The organism is Streptomyces sp. AC627_RSS907 (genome assembly GCF_019049165.1).
In genome coordinates, this window is the sequence record NZ_JAGMUE010000170.1 from 1,406 (window position 1) to 27,650 (window position 26,245).

23 protein-coding genes and 1 pseudogene are annotated in these 26,245 nt (G+C 73.1%); 12 read left to right on the forward strand and 12 right to left on the reverse strand.

Features of this window, described 5'->3' with window-relative positions:
- The 4 genes and pseudogenes from KUM32_RS44050 to KUM32_RS30465 all read right to left on the reverse strand — a co-directional run.
- Positions 1–270, reverse strand: a pseudogene (locus KUM32_RS44050) (PDZ domain-containing protein); the annotation flags it as partial.
- Positions 271–491: 221 nt separating this feature from the next.
- The gene (gene cyc2 / locus KUM32_RS30455; RefSeq protein ID WP_217145189.1) at positions 492–2,699 is read right to left on the reverse strand and encodes a germacradienol/geosmin synthase Cyc2; all 2,208 of its coding nucleotides are present in this window, start codon (positions 2,697–2,699) and stop codon (positions 492–494) included.
- A gap of 148 nt (positions 2,700–2,847) precedes the next feature.
- Positions 2,848–4,071 carry a damage-control phosphatase ARMT1 family protein gene (locus tag KUM32_RS30460; protein WP_217145190.1) on the reverse strand — a complete coding sequence of 408 codons (1,224 nt, stop codon included), beginning with the start codon at positions 4,069–4,071 and terminating at the stop codon, positions 2,848–2,850.
- Positions 4,072–4,594: 523 nt separating this feature from the next.
- Entirely contained in the window at positions 4,595–5,242 is a 648-nt protein-coding gene (locus tag KUM32_RS30465; RefSeq protein WP_217145191.1) for a ScbR family autoregulator-binding transcription factor, read from the reverse strand.
- Between the two features lie 405 nt (positions 5,243–5,647).
- On the opposite strand from KUM32_RS30465, the gene KUM32_RS30470 reads away from it, so the two are divergent.
- The 5 genes from KUM32_RS30470 to KUM32_RS30490 all read left to right on the forward strand — a co-directional run bounded on the left by KUM32_RS30470 (position 5,648) and on the right by KUM32_RS30490 (position 10,561).
- Positions 5,648–6,661, forward strand: coding sequence for a substrate-binding domain-containing protein (locus KUM32_RS30470; RefSeq protein ID WP_217145192.1), 1,014 nt, complete (start codon positions 5,648–5,650; stop codon positions 6,659–6,661).
- Between the two features lie 68 nt (positions 6,662–6,729).
- Complete coding sequence (locus KUM32_RS30475) at positions 6,730–9,174, forward strand: nitrate- and nitrite sensing domain-containing protein (RefSeq protein WP_217145193.1); 2,445 nt, start codon at positions 6,730–6,732, stop codon at positions 9,172–9,174.
- On the forward strand, positions 9,171–9,590 hold the full coding sequence (locus tag KUM32_RS30480; RefSeq protein ID WP_217145194.1) for a roadblock/LC7 domain-containing protein: 420 nt from the start codon (positions 9,171–9,173) through the stop codon (positions 9,588–9,590). The genes KUM32_RS30475 and KUM32_RS30480 overlap by 4 nt, the downstream gene beginning before the upstream one ends.
- A gap of 1 nt (position 9,591) precedes the next feature.
- A complete protein-coding gene (locus tag KUM32_RS30485; RefSeq protein ID WP_217145195.1) occupies positions 9,592–9,951 on the forward strand; it encodes a DUF742 domain-containing protein in 360 nt (119 codons plus the stop codon).
- Positions 9,938–10,561, forward strand: a complete 624-nt coding sequence (locus KUM32_RS30490; protein WP_217145196.1) for an ATP/GTP-binding protein — start codon at positions 9,938–9,940, stop codon at positions 10,559–10,561. Before KUM32_RS30485 ends, KUM32_RS30490 begins: the two co-directional genes overlap by 14 nt.
- Before the next feature lie 15 nt (positions 10,562–10,576).
- On the opposite strand, the gene KUM32_RS30495 is transcribed toward KUM32_RS30490, so the two are convergent.
- From KUM32_RS30495 to KUM32_RS30530, 8 genes are all read right to left on the reverse strand, one after another.
- Positions 10,577–11,533, reverse strand: a complete 957-nt coding sequence (locus KUM32_RS30495) for an ABC transporter substrate-binding protein (RefSeq protein ID WP_217145197.1) — start codon at positions 11,531–11,533, stop codon at positions 10,577–10,579.
- 77 nt (positions 11,534–11,610) lie between these two features.
- A complete protein-coding gene (locus KUM32_RS30500) occupies positions 11,611–12,276 on the reverse strand; it encodes an ABC transporter permease (RefSeq protein ID WP_217145198.1) in 666 nt (221 codons plus the stop codon).
- Entirely contained in the window at positions 12,273–12,983 is a 711-nt protein-coding gene (locus KUM32_RS30505; RefSeq protein WP_217145199.1) for an ABC transporter permease, read from the reverse strand. The genes KUM32_RS30500 and KUM32_RS30505 overlap by 4 nt, the downstream gene beginning before the upstream one ends.
- The gene (locus KUM32_RS30510) at positions 12,980–14,176 is read right to left on the reverse strand and encodes an ABC transporter ATP-binding protein (RefSeq protein ID WP_254406371.1); all 1,197 of its coding nucleotides are present in this window, start codon (positions 14,174–14,176) and stop codon (positions 12,980–12,982) included. Before KUM32_RS30510 ends, KUM32_RS30505 begins: the two co-directional genes overlap by 4 nt.
- Before the next feature lie 262 nt (positions 14,177–14,438).
- Positions 14,439–14,846: a peptide-methionine (R)-S-oxide reductase MsrB gene (msrB, locus tag KUM32_RS30515; RefSeq protein ID WP_217145200.1), complete on the reverse strand. Its 408-nt coding sequence runs from the start codon at positions 14,844–14,846 to the stop codon at positions 14,439–14,441.
- A 14-nt stretch (positions 14,847–14,860) separates the two neighbouring features.
- Positions 14,861–16,249, reverse strand: coding sequence for a UDP-N-acetylmuramate--L-alanine ligase (gene murC / locus KUM32_RS30520; protein WP_217145201.1), 1,389 nt, complete (start codon positions 16,247–16,249; stop codon positions 14,861–14,863).
- 96 nt (positions 16,250–16,345) lie between these two features.
- Entirely contained in the window at positions 16,346–16,819 is a 474-nt protein-coding gene (locus KUM32_RS30525) for an indole-3-glycerol phosphate synthase (RefSeq protein WP_217145202.1), read from the reverse strand.
- Positions 16,820–17,003: 184 nt separating this feature from the next.
- Positions 17,004–17,789 (reverse strand): pyrimidine reductase family protein, encoded by a 786-nt coding sequence (locus tag KUM32_RS30530; protein ID WP_217145203.1) that lies wholly within the window; start codon positions 17,787–17,789, stop codon positions 17,004–17,006.
- A 185-nt stretch (positions 17,790–17,974) separates the two neighbouring features.
- Between KUM32_RS30530 and zapE the strand changes: the two genes are divergently transcribed.
- The 7 genes from zapE (at position 17,975) to KUM32_RS30565 (ending at position 26,019) form a co-directional block, all read left to right on the forward strand.
- Positions 17,975–19,081 (forward strand): cell division protein ZapE, encoded by a 1,107-nt coding sequence (gene zapE / locus KUM32_RS30535; protein ID WP_217145204.1) that lies wholly within the window; start codon positions 17,975–17,977, stop codon positions 19,079–19,081.
- A gap of 207 nt (positions 19,082–19,288) precedes the next feature.
- Positions 19,289–19,690: a hypothetical protein gene (locus KUM32_RS30540; RefSeq protein ID WP_217145205.1), complete on the forward strand. Its 402-nt coding sequence runs from the start codon at positions 19,289–19,291 to the stop codon at positions 19,688–19,690.
- A gap of 76 nt (positions 19,691–19,766) precedes the next feature.
- Complete coding sequence (locus tag KUM32_RS30545) at positions 19,767–20,348, forward strand: carbonic anhydrase (RefSeq protein WP_217145206.1); 582 nt, start codon at positions 19,767–19,769, stop codon at positions 20,346–20,348.
- An 8-nt stretch (positions 20,349–20,356) separates the two neighbouring features.
- Complete coding sequence (locus KUM32_RS30550; RefSeq protein ID WP_217145207.1) at positions 20,357–21,847, forward strand: SulP family inorganic anion transporter; 1,491 nt, start codon at positions 20,357–20,359, stop codon at positions 21,845–21,847.
- 119 nt (positions 21,848–21,966) lie between these two features.
- Positions 21,967–22,743: a slipin family protein gene (locus KUM32_RS30555; protein WP_217145208.1), complete on the forward strand. Its 777-nt coding sequence runs from the start codon at positions 21,967–21,969 to the stop codon at positions 22,741–22,743.
- An 88-nt stretch (positions 22,744–22,831) separates the two neighbouring features.
- Positions 22,832–24,226, forward strand: a complete 1,395-nt coding sequence (locus tag KUM32_RS30560) for a PhoX family protein (protein WP_217145209.1) — start codon at positions 22,832–22,834, stop codon at positions 24,224–24,226.
- A 269-nt stretch (positions 24,227–24,495) separates the two neighbouring features.
- A complete protein-coding gene (locus tag KUM32_RS30565) occupies positions 24,496–26,019 on the forward strand; it encodes an FAD-dependent oxidoreductase (protein ID WP_217145210.1) in 1,524 nt (507 codons plus the stop codon).
- Positions 26,020–26,245 lie beyond the last annotated feature (226 nt).

Sequence of the window (26,245 nt, forward strand, 5' to 3'; positions counted from 1 at the left end):
CACCCCGGCCGCCGGCCCCCGCGCCGACGCTGCCGCCTCCTGCCGCTGGAGTTCGGCGAGCTCGCCCATGCCGATCACGGTGGCACCCACCGTGCCGAGTCCGGCCCCGGCCAGGAGCAGGACCGTGGCGGCGAGCAGGACGAGCAGGACGGTGGTGAGCCGCCGGTGACGCCGGCCGTCGGCGTGCGGCCGCCGGTCGGGGCCGGGCGCGGTGCCGGTCCCCGGCTCCCGGCCGGGCATCGGCTTGGGACGCAGTGCTGTCTGTTCCATGGATCGCCTCCGGCAGGTGCTCTACCCGGCGCGCCGGCGCGTGACGAGCCACGAACGAGTGAGACTGACCGCCGGCCGGCGCGGTCAGGGGCGCGTCCCCTTGCGCCTCGGCCGGCACGCAGGCTCGCGCCCGTGCCCCGTCGGCCGGCCCCGCGGAGGCGGCGGCGACGGAGCACGCGGCACGAGCCGGGAACGGCGGCCCTCCGCGCGTCCCGGGCGCGTCAGCCGAGGGCGGGCAGTGCCGTGGTCCTCGGACCGCTCGTCAGGGGACTCCTCGGGACGGGCACGGCCGGTGGCCGGCCGGGGAGGAAGCCGTGGGTGCGGCCGGCCAGGTACTCGGCCTTGTACCGCGTGACGTTCCGGTGCCAGTTGAGGATGCCGGCCATCCAGTTCTGCAGGTCGGTCACATAGCCCCGCATGATCGTCCGCGCCTCCTCCGAGAGCTGGAAGTCGTCGTAGACGATGGGCAGTTCGTGCGCGACGACGTGCTCGAACTGACGCATGCGCTGGTTCATCAGGTCCTGCACGACGGGGAGCGCGGTCGGATAGTCGACGCCGAAGAAGTTCTGCACGACGAGGATCGCGTTGTGGACCTCGCCCTCGTACTCGATCTCCTTCTGGTAGGAGAAGACGTCGTTGAGGAGGCACGCGTAGTCGATCGCCGCGTTCTCCAGGGACCGGACGGGTCCACTGCGGTAGACCTCGGGCGGCACGGCCGGGCCGTGTCCGGCGCGGCACAGGCCCAGGGTGAGGTCGGAGCCGAAGGTCGCGCGCCGCATCTCCAGGTAGTCCACCGGGTCGGGGACGCGGTTCTGGATCTGGTTGGACAGCTCCCACACCCAGGCTTCCGTCATCGTGTCGACGGCCGTCTTCAGGGGACGCCGCTCCTCGGGGGTCATGCCGGCGGTGGTGCGCGCCCACAGGTCGATCAGGGAACGCTCCATGGCGTTGGCGGGCGGCGGGACCGGCTCCCCGCCGAGCGGCATGCAGGCCGACAGGCGGGCCGTGGTGAGCCGGGCGGCGGCCAGGTCCCGGCGGTGGCCGTAGACGAGCGGGTAGTAGTCGTCACCGTAGGTGCCGAAAGCCAGCCAGCCGGAGGCGAGGTCGAGCTGGTCCTGGGTGGCGTCCGGGTCGAGGCCGGCGGCGCACAGCGGGAGGTCGCAGCTGGCGAGCTTGTCCTCGTCCCAGACCCCCTCGCTCAGGAAGCCCATCCGGTGCGACCACTCGAGCAGGTGCCGTCGGGCGCCGTCCAGGGCGGGGCTCAGCTCCAGCGGGAACGGCATGCGGATGTCGGGGATGATCGAGGGACCGACCTTCTGGAAGGGCACGTGCGTGTAGGGGCGCGCCCGCTCGGTGCCCGCCGCGGCGAGCAGCGCCCCGACGTTCGCCGCGGAGGTGCCGGGCCCCGTCAGCGCCTGCCAGGGCGCGGTGGTGCGCGCCCCTTCGTTCATGTACCGGCTGGAGCGCATGTGCCATTCGTGGCCGCCGGACTGCCAGTCCTGGAGGCCCTTCGTGTACGCCCCCACGGCGGCCACCTCGGCGGGCGTCAGGCCGCACTCCAGGGCCACGGCGGGCACCTCGGTGAACGCGGTGTGCTCGAACTGGTGCAGCCGGGAGGTGAGGACGTCGTTGACCAGCTCGGCGGCCTCCTGGGTGGTGCAGCCGAAGAAGGTCTCCAGCACCAGCACGCCGTTGCTGAGCTCGCCCTCGTCCTCGACCTCGCGCTGGTAGGAGAAGAGGTCGTTGCGCAGGTGGACGGCGTCGGAGAACGTCTCCATCAGTACCCTGAGCGGCCTTGTGCCGGCGACGGCGGCGGGCACCTCCGCGGTCGCGTACTCCACGAGCCCGGCCGACCAGGGGGCGCCGCCGACCTTGCGGCGCATCTCGATGTACTCGACCGGGTTGGCGACCCGCCCCTCGTTGATGTTGGACAGCTCCCACAGGGACTCGTTGAGCAGGTGCTCGGTGGCGACGGCGAAACGCCGGCGCCAGCCGGCCGTCATCGCCGGCACCGTGCGTGCCCACAGGTCGGCGAGGCCGGCCTCGACCGGGTTCTCCGGCTCGGGCATCCCGGTGGCGAGGTCGAGCGGCATGAACAGGGGCAGCCGGTCGAGGTGGGCCTTGCCGCCGGCACGGTCCTGGGTGCGCTTGAACTTCTCCAGGAAGTGGTCGTCGAAGAAGAAGACCCACACGTACCAGTCGGTGATGAGGGAGAGCGCCGGCCCGTCGCAGTCGGGGTGGGTGTAGGCGCAGAGCAGGCCGTAGTCGTGTGCGTCGAGGTCGGACTGCTCCCAGACCCCGGAGCCCTCCAGCATCCCCATCTCGCGTGCCCATGTGCTCGAGTGGGCGCGGGCCTCGTCGAGATGCGGGTTCAGCCGCGCGGGGTGCGGCAGGTAGAAGTGCGGGAGTTCGAAGGGCTGTCGCGTCATGGCCGGGCCCTACCCATGGCCCTTCGGGCACATCCACGCGGCGGGACATGATCACACCATCGCGTGAATCAGGGCGGAAGCCGGGAACTCTCACCGACCCGCGCCCTCCGGGGCACCGGCCGGGTTCACCCCTCCGGGGCGCAGCCGCTCAGCGCCTGACCTGGATCAGCGCGTGCGTTCCGCTCGTCCGCCAACGCTGTTCCCCGCTCGCCACCAGCGCGGCCTCCGTGTCCGCGGCCAGACCGGTGATCACGTCGGACTTCAGGGTGCGCAGCGCGGCGACCGGGCCCGGGAAGTAGGCGGTGACGTCCGCGAAGGGGGTGGTCGGTGGCCACCACCGGTCGCCCACCAGGCGACGGTAGTTCAGGTCGCCCTTGAGGACGGTCACCGTGGCCGCGGCGAACTCCTCCCGCAGGTCGGCGGGCATGTCCGCGTAGGGCAGCGGGGCACAGGAGAAGGGGTGGGCGCGGACGGTGACGCGGCCGTCGGTCAGCGCGGCCCACAGCCGCCCGCCGTACGCGGCGGCTGCCCCGCCCGCCACGACGAGCCTCCGCAGCGCGTCCAGCACGTCGGCGGTGGTGGCGTCGGAGACGTAGTACGGATACGGCTTGACGTGCAGGACGGCCCGGTCGACCCGCCCCTCGGCGAGGAGGTGCGAGACGAGGAGCAGGTCGGGGACCAGTTCGCGGCCGGCGTTGTCGGCGACGAGGCACAGGGTCTTCGGGCCGGAGGTGCCGGTGCGGGCGGTGTCGGCGCCGGGGGGCGGGAGCAGCGCCCAGAGCGCGTCGCTGTCGTCGGCGACCAGGGCCCGCGTCTCGTCCTCGGTGCCGGTTCCGGGCCCGGTCGTGGAGAGGCGGAAGCCGAGGTCCGCGCGGTTGCCCCAGAGCGAGCCGTGCAGCAGGGCGCAGTTCTGCTCGTCGGCGGACAGGTCGGCGAGGCCGTCGAGCGCGGCGAGTTCCCCGTCCGTCTCCGGGGCGTCGAGTTCGGCGAGCTTGGCGGGGCGGAAGGGGTCGACGCCCTGCCAGGCGCCGGCGCCGAAGTAGCCGACGACGTCGAGGAGCCGCCGGTAGAAGTAGCTCTCGGCCCAGAGCCAGGGCACGTCGAACCAGGACCGGCCGACGTACGTGTCCATCCCCCAGGCCGTCCACCGCTCCCGGTCGTGGGCGTCGGCGGGCAGGGGCTCGATGCCGCCCCGGGTGCAGTTCGCCAGCAACGCGTCGAGCGCGCGTTGCCGTTCGGGGTCGTAGGGGAACGCCTCCCGCACCTGCCGGATGATGGCCGGGTGCCGCTCGGCCAGCACGCCGTGGGGGAAGGACCCGGGCTCGTTGCCGAGGATGACGGGGGCGGGCGCGGGCGCGGGGGTCTCGGGCATGCGCCTCACCGTATCGCGCGCACCGTGCGCGGAGGGCGGAGCGGAACCGGCCCGTGGCGCGACCCGACGGGCCTGGCCGGCGGCGGGCCGGAGTCTACGGCCGCAGGCCGTGCGGCGCGGTGCGGCGGACGCCGGCAGACTCCAGCCGGCGGTCCCAGGCCGTACGACGGCGGGCCGTGGCGGACAGCGGCACACCACAGCGGCCGAGTGGCAGGCATGCGACAGCGGGCCGTGAGGCGGCGGGCGGTGGTGGCAGACGCCCTCAGCCCGGCGGCAGCGGACGCCGGCAGGCCCCAGCCGGCGGTCCCAGGCCGTGCGACGGCGGGCCGTGGCGGACAGCGGCACACCACAGCGGCCGAGTGGCAGGCATGCGACAGCGGGCCGTGAGGCGGCGGGCGGTGGCAGACGCCGTCAGCCCGGCGGCGGACGCCGGGAGGCCCCAGCCGGCGGTCGCAGGCCGTGCGACGGCGGGCCGTGGCGGACACAGTGGCACACCGCGGCCCGCGGCGGCGGACGTGGTGGTTCAGACCGTGGCCGTCTCCTGTTCCAGGCGCGCCGCGAGGGTGAGGTAGCGTGCGCGTCGGGTCACCGGCACCGTGCCGCGGATCAGGATGTGCCACATCCCGGCCAGGCGGCGGGGCTGCCGCGCGGACGGTTCGAGGGTGCCGCCCACCACGCGGGTGCCCACGATGGAGCAGACGAGGGTGTGGGCCACGGAGTCGACATCGATGTCCGGGTGCACGTCGGACTGCCGGACGGCGTCCAGGAGCCAGGACGTGGCGATGTCCCGCCACTCGGTGAAGGGGTGCGACAGCGGCGGCCGTACCGCCACTCCCCCGGTGGCGAGCCGCAGCCCGGCCCGCAGGACCGGCCCCTCCTCGCACAGCCGGGCCATGCCGAAGGTCAGGCGCATCAGCGCCTCCAGGGAGGTGTACCCCCTGCCGTCCAGCTCCGTCGCCAGGCGGCGCGCGGTTCTGGACTGGAGCTCCATGATGGCGTGCGCGAGGTCTTCCTTCGCCGCGAAGTGGAAGTACAGGGCGCCCTTGGTGACTCCGGCATGGGCGACGATCTCGCTCAGGCTGGTCGACTCGTAGCCGTGACGGTCGAACAGATCGGCGGCGGCTCCGAGGATCGTCGCGCGGGTCTGCTCGGCGCGTAGCTGCCTCGCCATCGGATGAACTCTCCTGGGCTGGAACTCGGCAGGCCGTGCCGCCCACCCTAACCCCCTGTATACGATAACTCACCGTCAGGTCAGCTTCCTTGCGGCCCTGTGTTCGCGTGCCCGCGCCCGTCCTCTCGCCAGGCCGGACCGGCCGGCCGACGAGGGCGCGGAGCCCGCGCCGCGTCCCCGTCCGCACCGGGGCCGGACACCGGGCGCTCCTTCTCGCCCGCCCCGATCATCACGATGCGGCACCGACAACTCACGCCAGGTCGCAGGTCACTTGACTACCAGCGGCCACACACGGTTTGCTCCGGCCAGGCGAGGTTCACCCGGTTGGCGCACCCACGCGCGGCGACGGTCCCCACCTCGCCCCGTTCCTCCTGCTCGGCCGCACAGCGAGGTGCCGCGACCCCCATGAGTACATCTCCCCCACCCGCCCACTCCCCCGGACGCCTGCGCACCGCGGCCCTCACCGCGGCGGTCTGCCTGCTGGTGGCCGGCTGCTCCGCCCTCGGCGGCGACGGGGACGGCCCGTCCGCAAAGGCCGCGGACGGGTCCGGCGCCGACCGGATGAAGGTCGTCATGGTCACCCACGGCGGTGAGGGCGACGCCTTCTGGGACCGGGTGCGCAAGGGCGCCGAGGCGGCGGCCGCCAAGGACGGCGTCGACCTGACGTACGCCGGTGACGCCGACACGGCCGACCAGGCCGACCTGGTGCGGGACGCGATCCGCGACAAGGCCGACGGCATCGCCGTGACCCTGGCCAAGCCGCAGGCGATGAAGGGGCCGGTCGCCGAGGCCAGGGCGGCCGGCATTCCCGTGGTCGGTCTCAACTCCGGTATCGACGCCTGGCGCGGCACCGGGCTCCTGGGGTACTTCGGGCAGGACGAGGGCGTCGCCGGCCGCGCCGTCGGCGACAAGCTCAACGGCCTCGAGGCCCGGCATGCCCTGTGCGTCATCCACGAGCGGGGCAACGTCGCCCTGGAGGCCCGCTGCGCCGGCGTGAAGAAGGCCTTCAAGGGCGAGACCGAGATGCTCTACGTCGAGGGCACCGACATGAAGGCGGTGGGCGCGGCCGTCACCGCACGGCTGCGGCAGGACTCCAGCATCGACGAAGTCGTCATGAACGGCGCGGCGTTCGCCCTGACCGCGGTCGAGTCCGTGGACGAGGCGGGCAGCGACGCGCACGTCGCCACCTTCGATCTCGACGAGGACCTGGTCGCCGCCGTCAAACGCGGGGACGTGCAGTTCGCCGTGGACCAGCAGCCGTACCTGCAGGGCTATCTCGCGGTGGACGCGCTCTGGCTGTACCGCACCAACGGCAGCGTCAGCGGCGGCTCGGTGGCGCCCGTCCTGACCGGCCCGGCGTTCGTGACCCGGACGAACGCCGACGCGGTCGCGCGGTTCGCCGCGGGCGGCACCCGGTGACCGGGCACCCCGGCCGGCCGCGCCACCGCACCCCCGCCTCCCTCCCCCACTGATCGCCTAGGACGACGATGTCTGCACGGACAGGTGCCCGGCGCCGCCTCGGCTCCATACGTCTCTCCCTGATCCTCCTGGCCCTGGTTCCCGGCGTCACCCTCACCGCCGTGTGGGGCGTGACGACGATCCAGATGTTCTCGGAGGGCCTGCGGCTGCGGTCACAGACGGAGCTGAGCCGGTCCACCGGGGCCATGGGCACCGAGGCGACGCTCGCGCTGCAGAAGGAGCGCAGCCTGTCGGCCGCGTGGCTGGCCGACCCGGAGGGCGGCAGGAGGGCCGCCCTCGACGCCCAGCGGAAGAAGGCGGACGCGGCGGTCGCCCAGCTCGTCGGCCGGTCCGACGCGATCGAACAGGCACCGGCCCGGGTCTCGGACCGGCTGTACTCGGTGCTCGGCTCGCTGGGCAGCCTGGAGTACTACCGCGACCAGGTCGACGACCCCAGCGACATCACCGCCGAGCAGGCGCTCGACCAGTACACCGCGATCATCGACGAACAGATCCACGCCTTCCAGGAGCTCTCCCAGGTCGACGACGGTGACCTCACCTCGCAGGCCGGTCCCCTGGTCGCCCTGGAACACGCGGCGGAGCTGGTCTCCCAGGAGGACGCCCGGCTCACCCTGGCCTGGCCGTCCGGCCGGATGGACGACACGGCGTGGGTGCGGTTCGCCCAGCTGGTCCACACCCGGCGCTGGCTCGTCCAGGACCAGATCGTGCCCTCCCTGCGCGGCAGCGCGAAAGCACAGACCGAACGGATCCTGGCCGGCGCCGAGTGGCACACCCTGGAGGCCGTGGAGGACGAGGTGCTGGCGGCCCGGGCGGCGGGCGGGGACGGCCGGACCGACCTGCCGGACGCGCGGCAGCGGTGGACCACCGCGCTGGAGAAGGTGTCCGACCAGTACGCGGCGCTGATCCGGCAGCAGACGGACGCCCTGCTCGACCGGAGCGCCGACGAGGCGCGCGGGCTGCTGATCACCGCCGCCTCCCTCAGCGCGGGCGGCCTGGTCGCCCTGCTGCTGTGCGTCGGCATGTCCTGGCGCATCACCCGCTCGCTGTCCCGACGGTTGCGCGGGCTGCGGCTGGCCACCCTGAGCCTGGCCGAGGAGCGCCTGCCCGACGTGGTGGCCCGGCTCGAACGGGGCGAGAAGGTCGACGTCGAGTCGGCGACCCCGCCGCTGGACTACGGACGGGACGAACTCGGGGAGGTCGCCCAGGCGTTCAACGCTGCCCAGCGCACCGCCGTCCACACCGCCGTCGAACTCGCCGACACCCGGCGCGGCTTCCAGAAGGTGATCCTGGGCATCGCCCGGCAGAGCCAGAACCTCGTCAACATGCAGCTCGGCAAGCTGGACACCCTGGAACGCGAGCACACGGACCCCGAGATCCTCAAGGGCCTGTACGAACTGGACTCCACGGCGAGCCAGTTGCGCCGCTACGAGGAGAACCTGGTCATCATCAGCGGCGAGCAGCCCCGGCGCAGCTGGCGCGAGCCCGTGGCACTGGTCGACATCCTACGCAGCGCCGTCGGGGAGGTCGCCGAGTACCAGCGTGTGGAGGTGCACACCGACGAGGAGGTGGCGCTCGCCCCGCCCGCGGTGGCCGACGTGATCCACCTGCTCGCCGAGCTCATCGACAACGCGACCACGTACTCGCCCGCCCCCCACCCGGTGGGGGTGCGGGCGGTGCTGGCGGCCAAGGGCCTGGCCGTCGAGATCGAGGACCGCGGACTCGGCCTCTCCGAGGAGGACTACGCCTCGTTCAACGCCCAGTTGGCGGTGGAGCCGCAGTTCGACGTGGTGGCGCTCGCCGACGACCTGCGGCTCGGCATGTTCGTCGTCGCCCGGCTCGCGCACCGGCACGGCATCACCGTCACGCTGCGTCCGTCCCCGTACGGCGGGACCACGGCGATCGTGCTGATCCCTCACGACATCGTGGTACGCGAGCCCCTCGACGGGCCCTCCGGGCCGGCCGCGCCCTTGGGGCCGGCCCGGGTATCCGGCGCGGCGGCCGGGGTGGCGAACCCGGTGGCTCCCGCCGCCGACACCGACGCGGCCCCCGCGAAGCGGCCCGTACGGCCGGCGCGGTCCGTACCGGTGAACCGGCCCGGGGTCCCCGCACCGGCCGCGTCCGAGCACGGCGGCCCGGCCCCGCTGCCGCGCCGGGTGCCGCAGACCAGTCTGGCCGCCGAGCTGCGCGACGAGGAACCCGCGACCGTTCCGGGCGACCCGGCCGGACGGGACGGCGATCACGCCGAGTTCACCGCCGAACGCGCCGCCTCCTCCCTCGCCGGTTTCCAGCGCGGCACGCTGCGCGCCCAGACCGAAGCGGCCGACGACGCCCCCGACGCCGACGACACGGACACCGCCGGCGCCGGCCCCACCGGCGACGAGCAGGTCCTCTCCGCCGCCACCCTCTCGACCCCCGACGCCGAACGACGAACGCCGACGAAGGACACGCGATGACCCGACCCTCCCCCGCCACGCACACCGAGCTGGACCAGTTGCTCACCGGACTCGTGGAACGGGTCGCCGACGTGAACCAGGCCGTGGTCCTCTCCGAGGACGGGCTGGTCGTCAGCAAGTCCACCGGGTTCCCGCGGGACGACGCCGAGCGGCTGGCGGCGACCGCGTCCGGCCTGATGAGCCTCAGCAAGGGCGTCAGCATGGACTTCCGCGGCGGCCCGGTGCGCCAGGCGCTCATCGAGATGGCCAACAGCTACCTGATACTCACCTCCGCCGGCCCCGGCGCGCACCTCGTCGTGCTCACCGGACCCAACGCCGACGTCGGTGTGGTGGCGTACCAGATGAACATGCTGGTGAGGAAGATCGGCGAGCACCTGAGCGCGGCACCGCGGGCCACCGCCGGCCCCGGCGAGTGACGTGACCGGAGGCGACCCGGGGGGCCGGCTCGTGCGGCCGTTCGCCCTGACCGGCGGACGGACCCGGCCCAGCCGCGCCGACTTCACCCTCATCACGACGGTGACCGCGGTCGATCCGCAGCCCGCCCGGGCCGCGCGACCGCAGCCGGAACACCTGCGGATCCTGCGGCTGTGCGCCGAGCCCGTCGCCGTGGCGGAGGTCGCCGCCCGCCTCGACCTGCCGGTGAGCGTGGTCGTCATCCTGCTGTCGGACCTGCTGGAGGCCGGCCGGATCACCGCCCGGCCGCCGCGCCTCGTCTCCCGCGCCACCCCGGACCTTGACCTGCTGCAGAAAGTGAGGGACGGCCTTGGCCGGCTCTGACCGCGCCACTCCGGCGCCCACGGCACCCGCATCCACACCCGCACCCGCACCCGCACCCGAAGCCGTGAAGATCCTGATCGCCGGTGGTTTCGGCGTCGGCAAGACCACCATGGTCGGCTCGGTCAGCGAGATCACACCGCTGCGCACCGAGGAACCGCTGACCACGGCGGGGCTGGACGTCGACGACCTCGCCGGCATCGAGGAGAAGCGGGCCACCACCGTGGCCCTCGACTTCGGGCGGATCAGCATCGGACGGGAACTGGTGCTGTACCTCTTCGGGACGCCCGGTCAGCAGCGGTTCTGGTTCATGTGGAACGACCTGGCGATCGGGGCGCTCGGGGCCGTGGTCCTGGTCGACGTCCGCAGGCCCGAGTCGAGCTTCGCCGCCATCGACTTCTTCGAGCGGCGGGGTGTTCCGTTCGTCGTCGGCGTCAACGGCTTCCACGGACGGCATCCGTATCCGGTCGCGGACATCCGGGAGGCCCTGGCGCTGCCGGAGCACGTGCAGGTGCTGTTGTGCGACGCGCGGGAGCGGGCCTCCTGCCGGGACGTCCTCATCGCCCTGATCGACCAGCTGATCGACGCCGCGGCCGGGGCCGCGGCGTCGTGACCGGCGTACGGCGGATCAGACGAGCCCCACGGACCCGAGCCACTCCCTGGCCACGTCCAGCGGGTCCTTCTTGTCCAGCTGGACCTGCGCGTCGAGGTCGAGGAGCGTCTTCGTGTCCAGCTTGGCGGAGACCGCGTTGAGCGCGTCGACGCCCTCCTGGGAGAGGCCGTCCTTGCGGACCAGCGGTGTCACGTTCGCGAATCCGAAGAGGTTCTCGGGGTCCTTCAGGACGACGAACTTCTCCTTGATGATCGTCGGGTCGGTGGTGAAGATGTCCGCGGCCTGCACGGTGTTCCTGGTCAGCGCCGACTGCGTCAGCGGTCCGCCCGCGTCGAGCGCCTTGAAGGACTTGAACTCCAGCCCGTACACGGACTTCAGGCCCTCCAGGCCCTGGCGCCGGGTCTGGAACTCGGGGGACCCGCCGATCACCAGCTCCGGTGCCAGGTCCTTGAGGTCGGCGAGGCTGGACGAGGAGGTCAGCTTGTACTTCCCGGCGGTCTCGGCGTTGACGCTGACCGAGTCCTTGTTCTCGGCCGGCGACGACTCCAGCAGCGTGAGCTTCTTGTCGAGCTTGGCCTTCACCGCCTCGTTCACCGCCTCGGCGGACTTCTGCTCGGCCTTGGCGTCGAGGTAGGCCAGCAGCGAGCCGTTGTACTCCGGCAGCACCGTGACCGAGCCGTTCTCCATCATGCCGTACGTCGTCTCGCGGCTGCCGATGTTGTGCTTGTAGGTGACCTTGAGGCCCTTGGCCTTGAGCGCCTCGCCGTAGATGTCGGCGAGCAGGGTGCTCTCGGCGAAGTTGTTGGAGCCGACGACGACGGTGCCGGCCTCCGCCTTCTCCCCCGCGAGGGGGTCGTCGGAGGTGTCGCCGGAGGAACAGCCCGCGAGCAGCGCCGCCGCGGCGGTGAGCGCGGCGGCCGCCGCGCCGGTGTGCCTCGTCCTGGACCAGCTGCTCTTCGCGGTAGAAGTCATCCACCGATCCAAACGAGCCACTTGTCCCTCCGTCAAGAACAGCATGGTCACGGTTTCCCGGACAGCCGTGTCCGGCGTCAGCGCCTGCGGACCCCCGGGGACACCGCCAGCCGTTCCGCGGCCCAGAACACCGCGAGCGTGACGAGCGCCAGGAGGGCCACCAGAGTGGCGCCGCCGACCACCTTCTCGTAGTTCCGCTGGTAGAGCCCGTCGATGATGTACCGGCCGAGGCCGCCGAGACTGACGTACGCGGCGATGGTGGCCGTCGACACGACCTGGATGGCGGCCGAGCGCAGTCCGCTGAGGACCAGCGGCAGGGCGACGGGCAGTTCGACCCGGAACAGGATGCGCGACTCGCGCATGCCCATGCCCCGCGCGGCGTCCACCGGGGAGGGGTCGACGGAGCGGACCGCCTCGTAGGTGGTGACCAGGATCGGCGGGACCGCGAGCACGACCAGCGGGATCATCACGGGCAGCAGGCCGATGCCGACGACGACGGCGATCAGCACCAGCAGACCGAAGCTGGGCAGTGCGCGGGCGGCGGTGGCGACGAAGGCGACGGCGTTGCCGCCGCGGCCGGTGTGTCCGGTCAGCAGCCCGGCGGGCAGGCCGATCGCGGCGGCGAGGCCGAGGGCCATCAGGGTGTACTGGACGTGTTCCAGCAGGCGCCGCGGGATGCCGTCGTAGCCGCTCCAGTGGGCGCTGTCGCTGAAGAAGGCGTTGACGAAGGCGAGGACGTTCACCGGGCCGACGCCTCCTCCGGCTCGGGCCGCTTCCGCCGCGCGGCGGCCCTCTTCGGGCGCCCGCCCCCGCCGCGTGGCATCCACGGCGTCAGCAGGTTCCGGACCAGGACGAGCGCCGCGTCGCACAGGATCGCCAGGACGGCCGTCGTCAGGACGGAGTTCACCGCCAGCTCGGGCCGGCCGTACTTCTGGGCGTCCGCGAGCAGGTTGCCGAGGGCGCCCTGGTTGCCGATGAGGGCGCCTACGCTGACCAGCGAGATGCTCGACGCGGTGGCCACCCGGAGCCCGGCGAGGATCGCGGGCACGGCGATCGGCAACTGCACCTGCAGATAGCGCCGGAGGGGTCCGAAGCCCATGGCGGTGGCTGCGGCCAGGGTCTCCTGGGGCACCGACCGCACGCCGTCGACGAGCGCCGGGACGAGCACCACCAGGCTGTACAAGGCCAGCGGGATCATCACCGTCAGCTCGGTCTGGCCGGTGTAGTCGATGAGGACGACGAAGACGGCCAGCGACGGGATGGCGTAGAAGACGGTCGTCACGCCGAGGACGGGCGGGTACAGCCAGCGGAACCGCACACAGAGCTGGGCGACCGGCAGCGCGAGCAGCAGCCCGGCCAGGACCGGCAGCAGTGCCTCGCGCAGGTGCAGCCCGATCAGGCCGAAGTAGGTGTTGTCGAGGTCGCTCGGGATGTCGAAGAAGCCGTTCACGGGGCGACCCTGGTGACGTCGGTGGGCCCCGCGGCACGCGCCTCGCCGGTCCGCGCGCCGTCGGACCCTGTGCCGTCGGACCCTGCGCGGCCCGTGTTCGCCGTGCCGTGGGCGGTGCGGATGGCCTCGCCTATGGCCTGCTGGGAGACGACGCCCGCCACCCGGCCGTCGGCGTCCACCGCGACGGCCCAGCCGGTGGGCGAGAGCACCGCGCAGTCGAGGGCGGCCCGCAGCGAGTCGGTGCCGGGCACGAACGGCCGCCCGTGCGACAGGAGCCGCCGCGGCACGATGTCCCCGGCGGTCAGGTCCCGCGGTTCGGCCCAGCCCAGCGGCCTGCCGTCCGCGTCGGTCACCAGCAGGTAGGGGGCGTCCGGCGCGGCGGGTTGCTCGGCCGTGGCGTCGAGGCGCACGACCGGGCCGGTCGTCAGCTCCAGGCCGGCGGAGGGGAAGAAGGACAGCCGCCGGATACCGCGGTCCGCGCCGAGGAAGTCCTCGACGAAGTCGTCGGCGGGGTCGGAGAGCAGCTCGGCGGGCGGCGCGAACTGGGCGAGCCGGCCGCCGGTGCGCATCACCGCGACCATGGTGCCCAACTTGATGGCCTCGTCGATGTCGTGCGTGACGAAGACGATGGTCTTGCCCAGTTCGTCCTGGATGCGCAGCAGTTCGTCCTGGAGCCCTTTGCGGACCACGGGGTCGACGGCGGAGAACGGCTCGTCCATGAGGAGGACCGGCGGGTCCGCGGCGAGGGCCCGCGCCACGCCGACCCGCTGCTGCTGCCCGCCGGAGAGCTGGTACGGATACCTCTTGCCGAGGGAGGCGTCGAGCCCCACCCGCTCCATCAACTCCGCCGCCCGTTCACGGGACTTCTGCTTGCCCCAGCCGATCATGCGGGGCACGGTGGCGATGTTGTCGAGGATCGTCCGGTGCTGGAAGAGCCCGGCGTTCTGGATGACGTACCCCATCGACCGGCGCAGCGTGGTGACCGGCTGCTGCTGGAGGTCCGCGCCGTCGAGGAGGATGGTGCCCTCGGTGGGCTCGACCATTCTGTTGATCATCCGCAGGGTCGTCGTCTTGCCGCAGCCCGAGGGCCCGACGAGGACCGTGATCGCGCGGTCGGGTATGTCCAGCGACAGCCGGTCGACCGCCACGGTGCCGTCCGGGTACCGCTTGGTGACTGATTCGATCCGTATCAAAACGCCGAACGCCCTTCGGGTCTGGCAGAAGCTGCCCGCTCCGGCCACGGTCGGTGGGGCCGTCGCCGGTCGAGTGTAGACGGGGGATCCGCGGGGCCCGTTGGTCCGGGGCGACTCCTTCCCGCTGTCCCGGCGTTCACACCGGGGACCTGCCGTGCTCGTCCCCGGCCCGGGCCTGCCCGCCCCGCCCGGCGGCCCCGGCGCGCGGGGCACCGGGGCGCTGCCGGGCGCCGCCCGGCCGGTCACCGTCCGACGGGCCGGGTCAGCCCTCGGTGGGTGCCAGCCGCAGGGCGATGCTGTTGATGCAGTACCGCTGGTCGGTCGGGGTCGGGTACCCCTCGCCCTTGAACACGTGCCCGAGGTGCGAACCGCAGCGGGCGCACCGCACCTCCGTGCGCACCATCCCGTGGGACCGGTCCTCGATCAGCTCGACCGCGTCGGTGTCCTTCGGGTCGAAGAAGGACGGCCAGCCGCAGTGCGACTCGAACTTGGTGGCGGAGGTGAACAGGTCGGCGCCGCAGGCGCGGCAGGAGTAGACGCCCTCGGTCTTGGTGTCGGTGTACTCACCGGTGAAGGCGGGCTCCGTGGCGGCCTGGCGCAGGACGGCGTACTCGGCGGGAGCCAGCTCCGCGCGCCACTGCTCGTCCGGCTTCTCGACGTCGTACGACATGAGTCCTCAGCCCCTTACTTCGACAGCTCGTCCAGGATGCGCGGCCCGAGGTCCGTGACGTCGCCCGCGCCCATGGTGAGAACGAGATCACCGGCCTTCGCCATTCCCGCGACCACCGCGGGCGACCCGGCCTTGTCGTGGACCGGCGTGACGTCCGCGCCCGCGGCCCGGGCCGCCTCGACGATCAGCTCGCTGGTGACGCCCGGGATCGGGTCCTCGCGGGCCGGGTAGATGTCGAGGACGACCGACGCGTCGGCGAGGGCCAGGGCCTGGCCCATCTCCTTGCCCAGCTCCTGGGTGCGGGAGAACAGGTGCGGCTGGAAGAGGACCAGGATGCGGGCGTCGCCGACCGCGGCGCGCATGGCCTCCAGGTCGGCGGTCATCTCGGTGGGGTGGTGCGCGTAGGAGTCGACGACCTGGACTCCGGCGGCCTCGCCCTTGAGCTGGAGCCGCCGCTTGACGCCCGTGTAGGCGGCCAGCGCGGGGGCCAGCTCGGCGGCGGGGATGCCCAGGGCCACGCCCGCGGCGAGGGCGGCGACCGCGTTGTGGGCGTAGTGGCGGCCGGGGACGGAGACCGCGAAGGTCAGCTCCGTGCCGTCCATCACCACGGTGACCTCGCTCTTCAGGCCCTGCGGGACGACCGACAGGATCCGCACGTCGGCGTCCTCGGACTCCCCGTACGTCACCGTCCGCACCGACCCGGCCAGCCGCCGCGTCAGCTCCCGGGCCCCCTCGTGGTCGGCGGCGATCACCAGCGTGCCGCCGGGGACGATCCTGCCGGCGAAGGTCTCGAAGGACTCGTAGATCTCGTCCATCGAGGCGTAGTTGGCGTGGTGGTCGAGCTCCACGTTGAGGACGATGGCGACCTCGGGGGCGTACTTGTGGAAGCTGCGGTCGCTTTCGTCCGCCTCGGCGACGAAGATCTCGCCGTCGCCGTGCAGCGCGTTGGAGCCGGGGGCGTCCAGGTCGCCGCCGATCGCGTACGACGGGTCGCGGCCCAGCTCGGACAGGGAGACCGCCAGCATCGAGGTGGTGGTGGTCTTGCCGTGCGTGCCGGCGACGGCGATCGGGCGCAGGCCGTTCATCAGGGCGGCGAGGGCGTCGGAGCGGTGCACGACCGGAATGCCCAGCTCGGCCGCGCGGGCCAGCTCCGGGTTGTCCTCGCGGATCGCGGACGACACGACCACGCAGCTCGCGTCGGCGGCGAGGTGCTCCGCGGCGTGCCCGATGTGCACGGTCGCGCCGAGCGCGCGCAGTGCCTCGGCGGTCGCGGAGTCCTTGGCGTCGCTGCCCGCCACCGCGGCCCCTCGCTGGGCGAGGATCTTGGCGATGCCCGACATTCCGGCGCCGCCGATGCCGATGAAGTGCGGTCGGTCCATGGCGGTAGGAAGGCCGGGTGCCATGCGCTGTTCTCCCCAGAGGTGCGACGGGTGGTACGACAGGTGGTGCGTGCTGGTGGGCGCGCCCCCGGCGCGGGGTCCCGGAGCGCGGGCCCCAGCCTATGCCTTGCTGTGGGAGAACAGTTTCAGGACCGGCACGCCGACCTTGTGGCGGGCCCGCGAGGCCCAGTCCCGGTGGAAGAACTCCTCCACGTAGTGCGGATCGGTCAGGACGATCACCTCGTCGGCCCCGGCCTCCAGGACCAGGGACCTGAGCTCGTCCAGCGGATGGTCCTCGATCAGGCGGCCGTCGGCCTCGGCGCCGGACGCGCGCAGGGCGGTGAGGGACACCTCCAGGGCCCGCTGCCCGACGCTCAGCGCCTCGTGGCCCTCGGGCGTCTCGCCCTCGCGGACGGCTTCGTCGAGCTCGCCGAGCGCGACGTCGTCGATGGCCCTCAGCAGCCGGTCGGCCTGTTCGCCGCGCGGCTGGAGCAGCACGTGGAAGGCGACCTGCTCGTCCCCGTGCAAGGTGGTGACGAACTCCACGTCGGCGGACGTCAGGGCCTTCTCGATCATCAAAACGCTTGTGAACACCAGGCGCCCCTTCTCCTTCGAGGGCCCGTGGGCCCACCCTCCGTGGGCCGTACCGGACCCTGCGGAAACCATCCTGCCCCGTGATCGCACGGGTGTCGCCGGAATCAGTGTGCCCTGCGCGGGCTAAACGGAACGGAAGATTCCGACGATTCCCGGAAGCGCGGTAACGACCGAACCCCTGTGCCTAGTCGCGCCGGTACCGACTGAAGAGGAAACCTTCCTCCTCCAACAGGGACGCCAGGGCGAAACGCCGGGGGACCCCGACCGAGGGCCCGCCCGCGATCCGCTGGGCGTCACCGGCCGTGAGCATCGGCGACACGGTCAGGCACAGCTCGTCGAGCACGCCGGCCGTGACGAACTGTCCCAGCAGCCGCGGGCCGCCCTCGGTCAGCAGCCGGGTGTGGCCGAGCTCGACCAGCGCGTGGACGGCACGGGCGGGGTCCACGCCGACGCCGTCACCGGCGATCACCACGCGGGCGCCCGCCCGCTCCGCCGCCGCGATCCGGTCCGGGGCCGCGGCGGCACCGGTGAGGACCAGCGTGGGGACCGGCGGGGAGGCGAACAGCGGCAGGGAGAAGTCGAGCTCCAGGCTCGCGCTGACCACCGCGATCGCCGGCGCGGGGCTCTGCCCGGCCGCCCGCCGCAGCTCCGCGAACTCCGCACGCGCGCGTGCGGGGCGATACCCCTCCTGGCGCACGGTCTCGGCGCCGGCGACCACCACGTCCGCCAGGGCCCGCAGGGTGCCGAAGATCCGCATGTCGGCCGCGCTGGAGATGGGCTGGGAACGGCCGTCGTGCTGGGCGGCCCCGTCGAGCGTGGCGACCATGTTCGCCCGCAGCCACACCCCGGGCCGCCCCTCGGGCGCGGGGTAGGCGTAGGCCTCGGCCAGCTCGGCGAGGCTCCACTCCCGGTCCGCCCCGTCGAAGCCCGGGCCGGCTGTCTGATCGGTCACAGGGAACAGGCGTCGCATGCCGTGCAGTGTTCCACGCGTCCGGAACCCGAACCGCGCGGCCACCTCCCCCGCCCCGCCCCACGGGCAGGCGGGCGCGGCCCGCGACGACGCGTCCACCCGCACCCGGGCCCCGCCGGGCGCCGGCCCCGTGCCCGGCCGTACGGCGACGGGCACCCCCCGCACAGGGCCTACCATGGACCACCGTGTCGTCCTCCACCCCCGCCTCCGGCCCCACCCCGATAGCCGGGGCGGCCCCGCTGTCCCTGTGCGCCCGCGAGCCGCACGTCCCCGCGGACCGCCTGGTCGCGGAGATGGTGCCGCCGCCCCGCTTCGACTCGGTCCGCTTCAGCACGTACGTCCCGGCCCCCGACCAGCCCAGCCAGAGCGAGGCCGTGCGGGTCCTGGAGGGCTTCGCGGCCGGACTCGGCGCGGCGTCCGGCCCCGCCGCCGGCCGGCGCGGCTTCTTCGGCCTCGGCCGGAGCAGGGCCCCGAAGACCCCGGCCGGCCCCCGCGGCGTCTACCTCGACGGCGGCTACGGCGTCGGCAAGACCCACCTGCTGGCCTCCCTGTGGCACGCCACGCCCGCCGAGCCCTCCCGCAAGGCGTTCGGCACCTTCGTGGAGCTGACCAACCTCGTCGGCGCCCTCGGCTTCCAGCAGACCGTGCGGACCCTGTCCGGACACCGTCTCCTGTGCATCGACGAGTTCGAGCTCGACGACCCCGGCGACACCGTCCTCGTCTCCACCCTGCTCGGCCGGCTCGTGGAGGCGGGCGTCGCGCTCGCCGCCACCTCCAACACACTGCCGGGCAAGCTCGGCGAGGGCCGCTTCGCGGCGGCCGACTTCCTGCGCGAGATCCAGGGCCTGTCCGCGCACTTCCGCGCCCTGCGCATCGACGGCGAGGACTACCGCCACCGCGGTCTGCCCGAGGCACCCGCGCCGTACTCCGACGAGGAGGTCACACGGGCGGCGCGGGCCACCGAGGGCGCCGCCCTGGACGACTTCCCCGCGCTCCTCGACCACCTCGCCCGCGTCCACCCCAGCCGTTACGGTGCCCTGACCGACGGCGTCACGGCCGTGTGCCTCACCGGGGTGCGCCCGGTGCCGGACCAGTCGACGGCGCTGCGCCTCGTGGTGCTCGCGGACCGGCTCTACGACCGCGAGGTGCCCGTCCTGGCCTCGGGGCTGCCCTTCGACCGGCTCTTCAGCGAGGAGATGCTGAAGGGCGGGTACCGCAAGAAGTACTTCCGGGCGATCTCCCGGCTCACCGCGCTGGCCCGGGACGCCGCGCGCCTCGTCGACACGCCCTGACACCGGTCTGTTCCCGCCAACCCACCGCGATTTTCAGGCTCTCTCCAGCGCGTAACGCAACGTTAACCCGGCAAAGCTCTTCGTAGGGTTAACGTGTCTCTTGACCAAGCGTTGACCCTGTGTTGGCCGCGCGTTGACCATGCGCGCCCGGCGCGCCCGGGCAACGCGCCGGCACACGTCAAGGGTGTGAACGCCTGGAGGGGGCGCATGTTCCGAGGCACGACGGCCCGGATCGTGGTTCTGTTCCTCGCCGCCGCCCTGATCGCCCTTCCGCTCTTCGCGCCCCCCGCACCCTTCGCCTCCGCGCACGCGGGCCGTGCCATCGTGGCCGGTGCCCAGTCCGGAACCACCCTCTCCGGCCCGGTGCCGCACGACGAGACCGTCACCTGTCACACCGCCGGCCGGACGGGAATCCCGCACGGTCCCGCGCGCGTGCGTGACCGGCAGCGCACCGCCACCGCGCCCCAGCCCGAGGCCCCCGAGCGCGCGCTGCCTGGACAGCGCGCGCTGGCGGTGCCCGAACCCGTCACGTCCGGCCGTGCGACCGGACAGCGGGCGAGAGCGGCCAGGGACCACTCCCCGGCCGCACTCCAGGTCTTCCGCTGCTGAGAGCCGGTACATCCCCCCAACTCTGCCCTGACCGTCCGACGCGCCCCCACCGCGCGCCAGGAGGAATCACCCCATCATGCAACGCCTCATCGACAACGCCCGCACGTTCGGACAGCGCCCTGAGGAGTTCGCCGGGCTCGCCGAAGGCCAGTCGCCCGAAGTCCTGTTCATCACGTGCTCCGACTCGAGGGTCGTACCGGCCCTGATCACGGGAGCCGGCCCCGGTCAGCTCTTCGAGCTGCGCACCGCGGGCAACATCGTCCCGCCCTACGGCGCCGAGCGCCCCACCGGCGAGGCGGCCACCATCGAGTACGCCGTGGAGGTGCTCGGCGTCAGCGACATCGTGGTCTGCGGCCACTCGCACTGCGGCGCGGTCGGCGCGCTGGTGCGCGGCGACGACCTGAGCGCCGTACCCGCCGTCCGCGAGTGGCTGGCCCACGCCGCCGACGAGCCGAAACCGTGCGATCCCGCCGACCCGACGGTCGCCGAAGCCGTGCAGCACCACGTTCTCGCGCAGGTGCTGAGGCTGCGCTCCTACCCCTGTGTGGAACGGCGGCTGACGGAGGGCCGGCTGCGCATCCACGGCTGGTACTACGAGGTCCACACCGGGGTCGTGTTCGAGCACCACGCGGACACCGACGCGTTCGAGACCCTGTGAACGCCGCGATGACCGCCATATCCGACAACCTCCGGAAGTTCCCCCATCTGCGGCAGGACTTCACCGCCTCGCTCGTCGTGTTCCTGGTCGCCCTCCCGCTGTGCGTGGGCGTCGCCGTCGCCTCCGGTGTCCCGGCCGAACTCGGCCTCGTCACCGGCATCGTGGGCGGCCTGGTCACCGGCATGCTGCCGGGCAGCAGCCTGCAGGTGTCGGGCCCGGCCGCCGGCCTGACCGTGCTGGTCTTCGGCGCGGTGGACGAGTACGGGCTGCCCGCGCTCGGCGTGATCGTGCTCGCCGCCGGTCTGCTCCAGCTCGCGATGGGCGCCCTGAAGCTGGGGCGCTGGTTCCGGGCGATCTCCCTGTCCGTCGTCGAGGGCATGCTGGCCGGCATCGGCCTCGTGCTCATCGCCGGTCAGCTCTACTCCGCGGCCGGGCTGCAGGCGCCCGCCTCCGGCCTCGACAAGATCACCGGGCTGCCCGGGGCCGCCGCCGACGTCCTGGGCAGCGGCGAGGCGCTCACCTCGCTCGCCCTGGGCGCGGGCACCGTCGCGGTGATGGTGCTGTGGAAGCGGCTGCCGAAGCGGGCGCAGACGGTGCCGGGCGCGCTGGCCGCAGTCGCCTCGGCCACGGCGGTCACGGCGGCGTTCGGCCTGTCGGTCGCGACCGTCGAGGTGAACGGCCTGCTCGACTCCGTCCAGCCGCCCGGCGCCGACGCCTTCGGCGAGCTGGCGAACGTGGGCCTCCTGGGCACGATCGTCGCCTTCACCCTGATCGCCTCCGCGGAGAGCCTGTTCAGCGCCGCCGCCGTGGACCGGCTGCACAACGGCACGCGCACCGAGTACAACAAGGAGCTGATGGCCCAGGGTGCGGGCAACACGGTGTGCGGTCTGCTCGGCGCGCTGCCGATGACCGCGGTCATCGTGCGCAGCTCCGCCAATGTCGGCGCCGGTGCCCGGACCAAGGCGTCCCGGGTGCTGCACGGCGTGTGGCTGCTGCTTTTCGCCGCGCTGCTGCCGTCCGCGCTGGCCCTGATCCCGCTGCCCGCGCTGGCCGGCATCCTGGTCCACGCCGGCTGGAAGCTGATCCCGTTCCGCGGCATCGTGTCGCTGTGGCGCGCGCACCGGGGCGAGGCGCTGATCCTGGTGGTCACGGCCGGGGCGATCGTGGCGGTCAACATGTTCGAGGGCGTGCTGATCGGTCTGGCCCTGTCCGTGGCCAAGACCGCCTGGGAGGCCTCCCACCTCAAGCTGGAGGTCGTCGACAAGGGCGCCGGTCCCGTGCAGGCCCACCTGTCGGGCAACGCGACCTTCCTGCGGCTGCCGAAGATGCTGGAGAGCCTGGAGGCGCTGCCGCAGGACCGCCCGGTCGAGCTGGACCTGTCCGGGCTGCACCACCTGGACCACGCCTGCCGTACGGCACTGGAGAACTGGGCCGAGCGGCACAGCGCCACCGGCACGGACCCGGTCAAGGTCACGGAACCGGCGACCGCGGCGGCGTAGCCCCGCCCGCGCGGACCGTCGGACGGTGACGGCGCCCGGTCCGGGCATGGCCCCGGACCGGGCGCCTGGCATATCGTGACAGGAAGGGACGGAACGGGCCTCTGGTCGAGGAGGTCGTCATGCTGGAGGAGCTGCTGACCGCGGCTGCCGCCACCGGGAGCGCCGGGCTGCTGTACGTCGCCTCGGCGGCGCGGGTCGTCAAGCAGTACGAGCGCGGTGTCGTCTTCCGGCTCGGGCGCCTCGCGGGTCAGGTGCGCGAGCCCGGTTTCACCATGGTGGTGCCGTTCGTGGACCGCCTGCACAAGGTGAACATGCAGATCGTGACGCTGCCGGTGCCCGCCCAGGAGGGCATCACCCGCGACAACGTCACCGTGCGCGTGGACGCGGTCGTGTACTTCAAGGTCGTCGACGCGGCCAACGCGCTCGTCCGGGTGGAGGACTACCGGTTCGCCGTCTCGCAGATGGCGCAGACCTCGTTGCGCTCCATCATCGGCAAGAGCGACCTGGACGATCTGCTGTCCGACCGCGAGAAGCTCAACCAGGGCCTGGAGTTGATGATCGACAGCCCGGCCGTCGGCTGGGGCGTGCAGATCGACCGTGTCGAGATCAAGGACGTCTCCCTGCCGGACACGATGAAGCGCTCGATGGCCCGGCAGGCCGAGGCCGACCGGGAGCGGCGGGCCCGGGTCATCAACGCCGACGCCGAGCTGCAGGCGTCGAAGGTGCTCGCGGAGGCGGCACGGGAGATGTCCGAGACACCCGCGGCCCTGCAACTGCGCCTGCTGCAGACGGTCGTGGCGGTGGCCGCCGAGAAGAACTCGACCCTGGTACTGCCCTTCCCGGTGGAGCTGCTGCGGTTCCTGGAGAAGGCCCAGGAGCGGCCCGTGGGCCAGTGACACGAGCTTCAGGCGTGGTTCCCGGGATTGTTGTCAGATGATAGACACGGCGGGGTCACATCCTGTCCGCCAGCAGGAAGGCCGCCCCATGTCCATGCCCAGTCGCGACACGTCCCGACGTCAGGTACTCGCCCGCACCGGCGCCCTCGGCGCGGGCATCGCCTTCACCGGAGCCCTCTCCGAGCTCTTCGCCGGCACCGCCGCCGCGCAGTCCCCGGGCCGCACCGGCTACGGCCCGCTGGTCCCCGACCCCGACGGTCTGCTCGACCTGCCGAGGGGTTTCCACTACCGCGTCCTGTCCCGCGAGGGCGACGAACTGCGCTCCGGCGAGGGCCCGGTCCCGTCCAACCACGACGGCATGGCGGCCTTCGCCGGGCGTTCTCCCGGCAGACGCGCCCGCGTCCACCTCGTCCGCAACCACGAGAACCGCGCCAACGGCAGGATCCCCGTCCCCACGGTCGAGGGTCTGACGTACGACCCGCAGGGCAAGGGCGGCTGTACGGCCCTGGCACTCGACTCCGGCAACCACGTTCTGTCCGAGCGGGTCGCGATCGCCGGTACGGCCGTCAACTGCGCGGGCGGGCCCACCCCCTGGCACACGTGGCTGACCTGTGAGGAGACCGAGGACAAGGCCGGGACCAACGGCTACACCAAGGACCACGGCTTCGTCTTCGAGGTCGACCCGGTCGACCCGCACCGCACCGGCGCGGTGCCGCTGACCGCGATGGGCCGCTTCCAGCACGAGGCGATCGCCGTGGACCCGCGGCGGGGCGTCGTGTACGAGACGGAGGACGCGTTCGAGCGGCCGTTCGGTCTCTTCTACCGGTTCCTGCCCGAGAAACCCCTGGGCGGTACGGGCTCGCTGCGGGCGGGCGGCCGGCTCCAGGCGATGCGCGTGCCCGGCGTGCCCGACCTGTCCTCGATCCAGGAGACGGGCGCCGGGTTCGACGGCGTCGAGTGGGTCGACGTACCCGACCCGCTGGCCGCCGGGACGCCGATCCGTCTCCAGGACTTCGGCCGCGGTGGCATCACCCACGCGCAGAAGCTGGAGGGCTGCTACTGGGGCGGCCGGAGCGTCTACTTCGTCTCGTCCTTCGCCCGCAGCGGCGACGGGTCGGCGGCCGACCACTACGGCCAGGTCTGGCGCTACGACCCGGAGCGGCGCCGTCTGACCCTGGTGATCGTCTTCGGCCCGGACACCGACGTCCGGCTCCCCGGCGAGTCCCCGGACAACATCTGCCTGGCGCCCGGCGGCGGGCTCATGGTCTGCGAGGACGGCAACGGCGCCCAGCACGTCTACGGCGTGACCCGGCGCGGCGAGGTGTACGCGCTGGCCCGCGGCGCCCAGAACATCGGGACGCCGGAGGAACCCGAGTGGGGCGAGTTCGCCGGCGTCGCCTTCTCCCCCGACGGCGACACCATGTACGTCAACTGCTACACCCCCGGCACGACCTTCGCGGTGACGGGCCCCTGGCGCAGGTAGGGCCTGTCTGACCATTCCCGTCGTCCGCCCGGAGGGCGGGCCGCGCGGCGTCTGGCGCGTGCGATCGCAAGGCGCCGGAGCGCCCTCGATGGGGTCCCCCCGCCCGAGCGCAGCCGAGAGTGGGGGAGGAGCCACGTGGGCGTTTCGGCAACGCGGCGAGCGTGCGTGCCGGACGCCGCGCGGCAGGCGGGAAGTGTCGGACAGGCCCTGGCGGCCGGTGGCGCACCGCCCGGTCACTGAAGCCGCGGCAATGGGGTACCCGGGGCCGCATGACGGAGAAAGTGCAGGTCGACGGCTCCTACTGGCTTCAGACGGCACCGGGCGGTGCGCCGCGCCCCGCCCTCGCCGAGGACATCGGCGTCGACGTCGTCGTGATCGGTGCCGGCATCGCCGGGCTCAGCACGGCCTGGGAACTGGCACGGGCCGGGCGCAGTGTGGCGGTGCTGGAGGCCGGCCGGGTGGCCGCCGGCGTCACCGGGTACACGAGCGCCAAGCTGACCGCCCTGCACACGCTGGTCTACGACAGACTGCGCCGCACCCGCGGCCCCGAGGCCGCGCGCCTGTACGCCCGTTCGCAGACCGAGGCGATCGAGCACGCCGCCGGGATCGTCGACGAGCTGGGCATCGACTGCGACTGGGAGACGCGCAGCGCCTACACCTACGTCCGCGGCGCGGACCGCGTGGACGAGCTGCGGGCCGAGGCGGCCGCCGCGAAGGAGGCGGGGCTGCCGGCGTCGTTCGTGACGGAGACGGGGCTGCCGTTCCCGGTCGCGGGCGCGGTACGGGTCACCGGTCAGGCCCAGTTCCACCCGCGCAAGTACCTGCTGGCCCTCGCCGAGGACCTGGAGGCGCACGGCGGGCGGATCTTCGAGGACACCACCGTCCACGGCCTGGACGAGGGCGAGCCGTGCCGCGTGTCGACCGGCACGGGAGCGACGGTGACCGCCCGGGACGTCGTGGTCGCCACGCACTACCCGATCTTCGACCGGGCCCTGCTCTTCGCCCGCCTCTCCCCGCGCCGCGAGCTCGTCGTGGCGGGCCCCGTCGAGGCCGCCCGCGATGTCGACGGCATGTACATCACCCCGGAGGAGAACACCCGCTCGGTCCGTACGGCGCCCCTGGACGACGAGGGCCGGCGCCTGCTCGTCGTCACCGGGGAGCACTTCACGCCCGGCACGGGCGACACCCGGGAGCGCTTCGACCGTCTGTCCGACTGGGCCGGCGAGCACTTCCCCGGTGTCGGCCTCACCCACGCCTGGGCCACGCAGGACATCGACCCCACCGACACCGTGCCGATGGTGGGCCCCCTGCACCCGGGCGCGCACCACACCTACGTCGCCACCGGCTTCGGCGGCTGGGGGCTGAGCGGCGGGATGATGGCGGGCCGGCTGCTCACCGCGCAGATCACCGGTGCGGAGTGCGCCTGGAGCGGGCTGTACGACCCGCGCCGACTGCGCACGGCGGTGCGCGAGGCGCCGACGTTCCTCAAGACGCAGGCCGATGTCGCCCGGCACTTCGTCGGCGACCGGCTGCGGCCCACCCCGCCGGTGGACGCACTGCCACCCGGCGAGGGCGCCGTGGTCCGCGTGGGCGGCGACCGGCTCGCGGTCTACCGGGACGAGGCCGGCGCCCTGCACGCCGTCTCGCCGCGCTGCACCCACCTCGGCTGCCTGGTGGGCTTCAACGCGGCCGAACGCGCCTGGGAGTGCCCCTGCCACGGCTCCCGCTTCGACACGGACGGGAAGGTGATCGAGGGACCGGCGACCAAGCCGCTGGAGCGGCGCGACATCTGACGCGGTCTGAGCCGGGCGGGTGACGTCGCAGGCACGTCACACCAGATAGTCATACAAACAGATAATCATGCTCATACGTTCGTACGGTGACCACTCTCGTACGACGCGCAACCGTCCTCTGCGTCCTGGGCGCCGCCCTCGCGGCCTGCGGAACCACCGAGGCCACGCGGGCCCCGCACCCGGCGCCTTCGGCCGCCTCCGCGGACCCCCACCCCCATCCCCATCC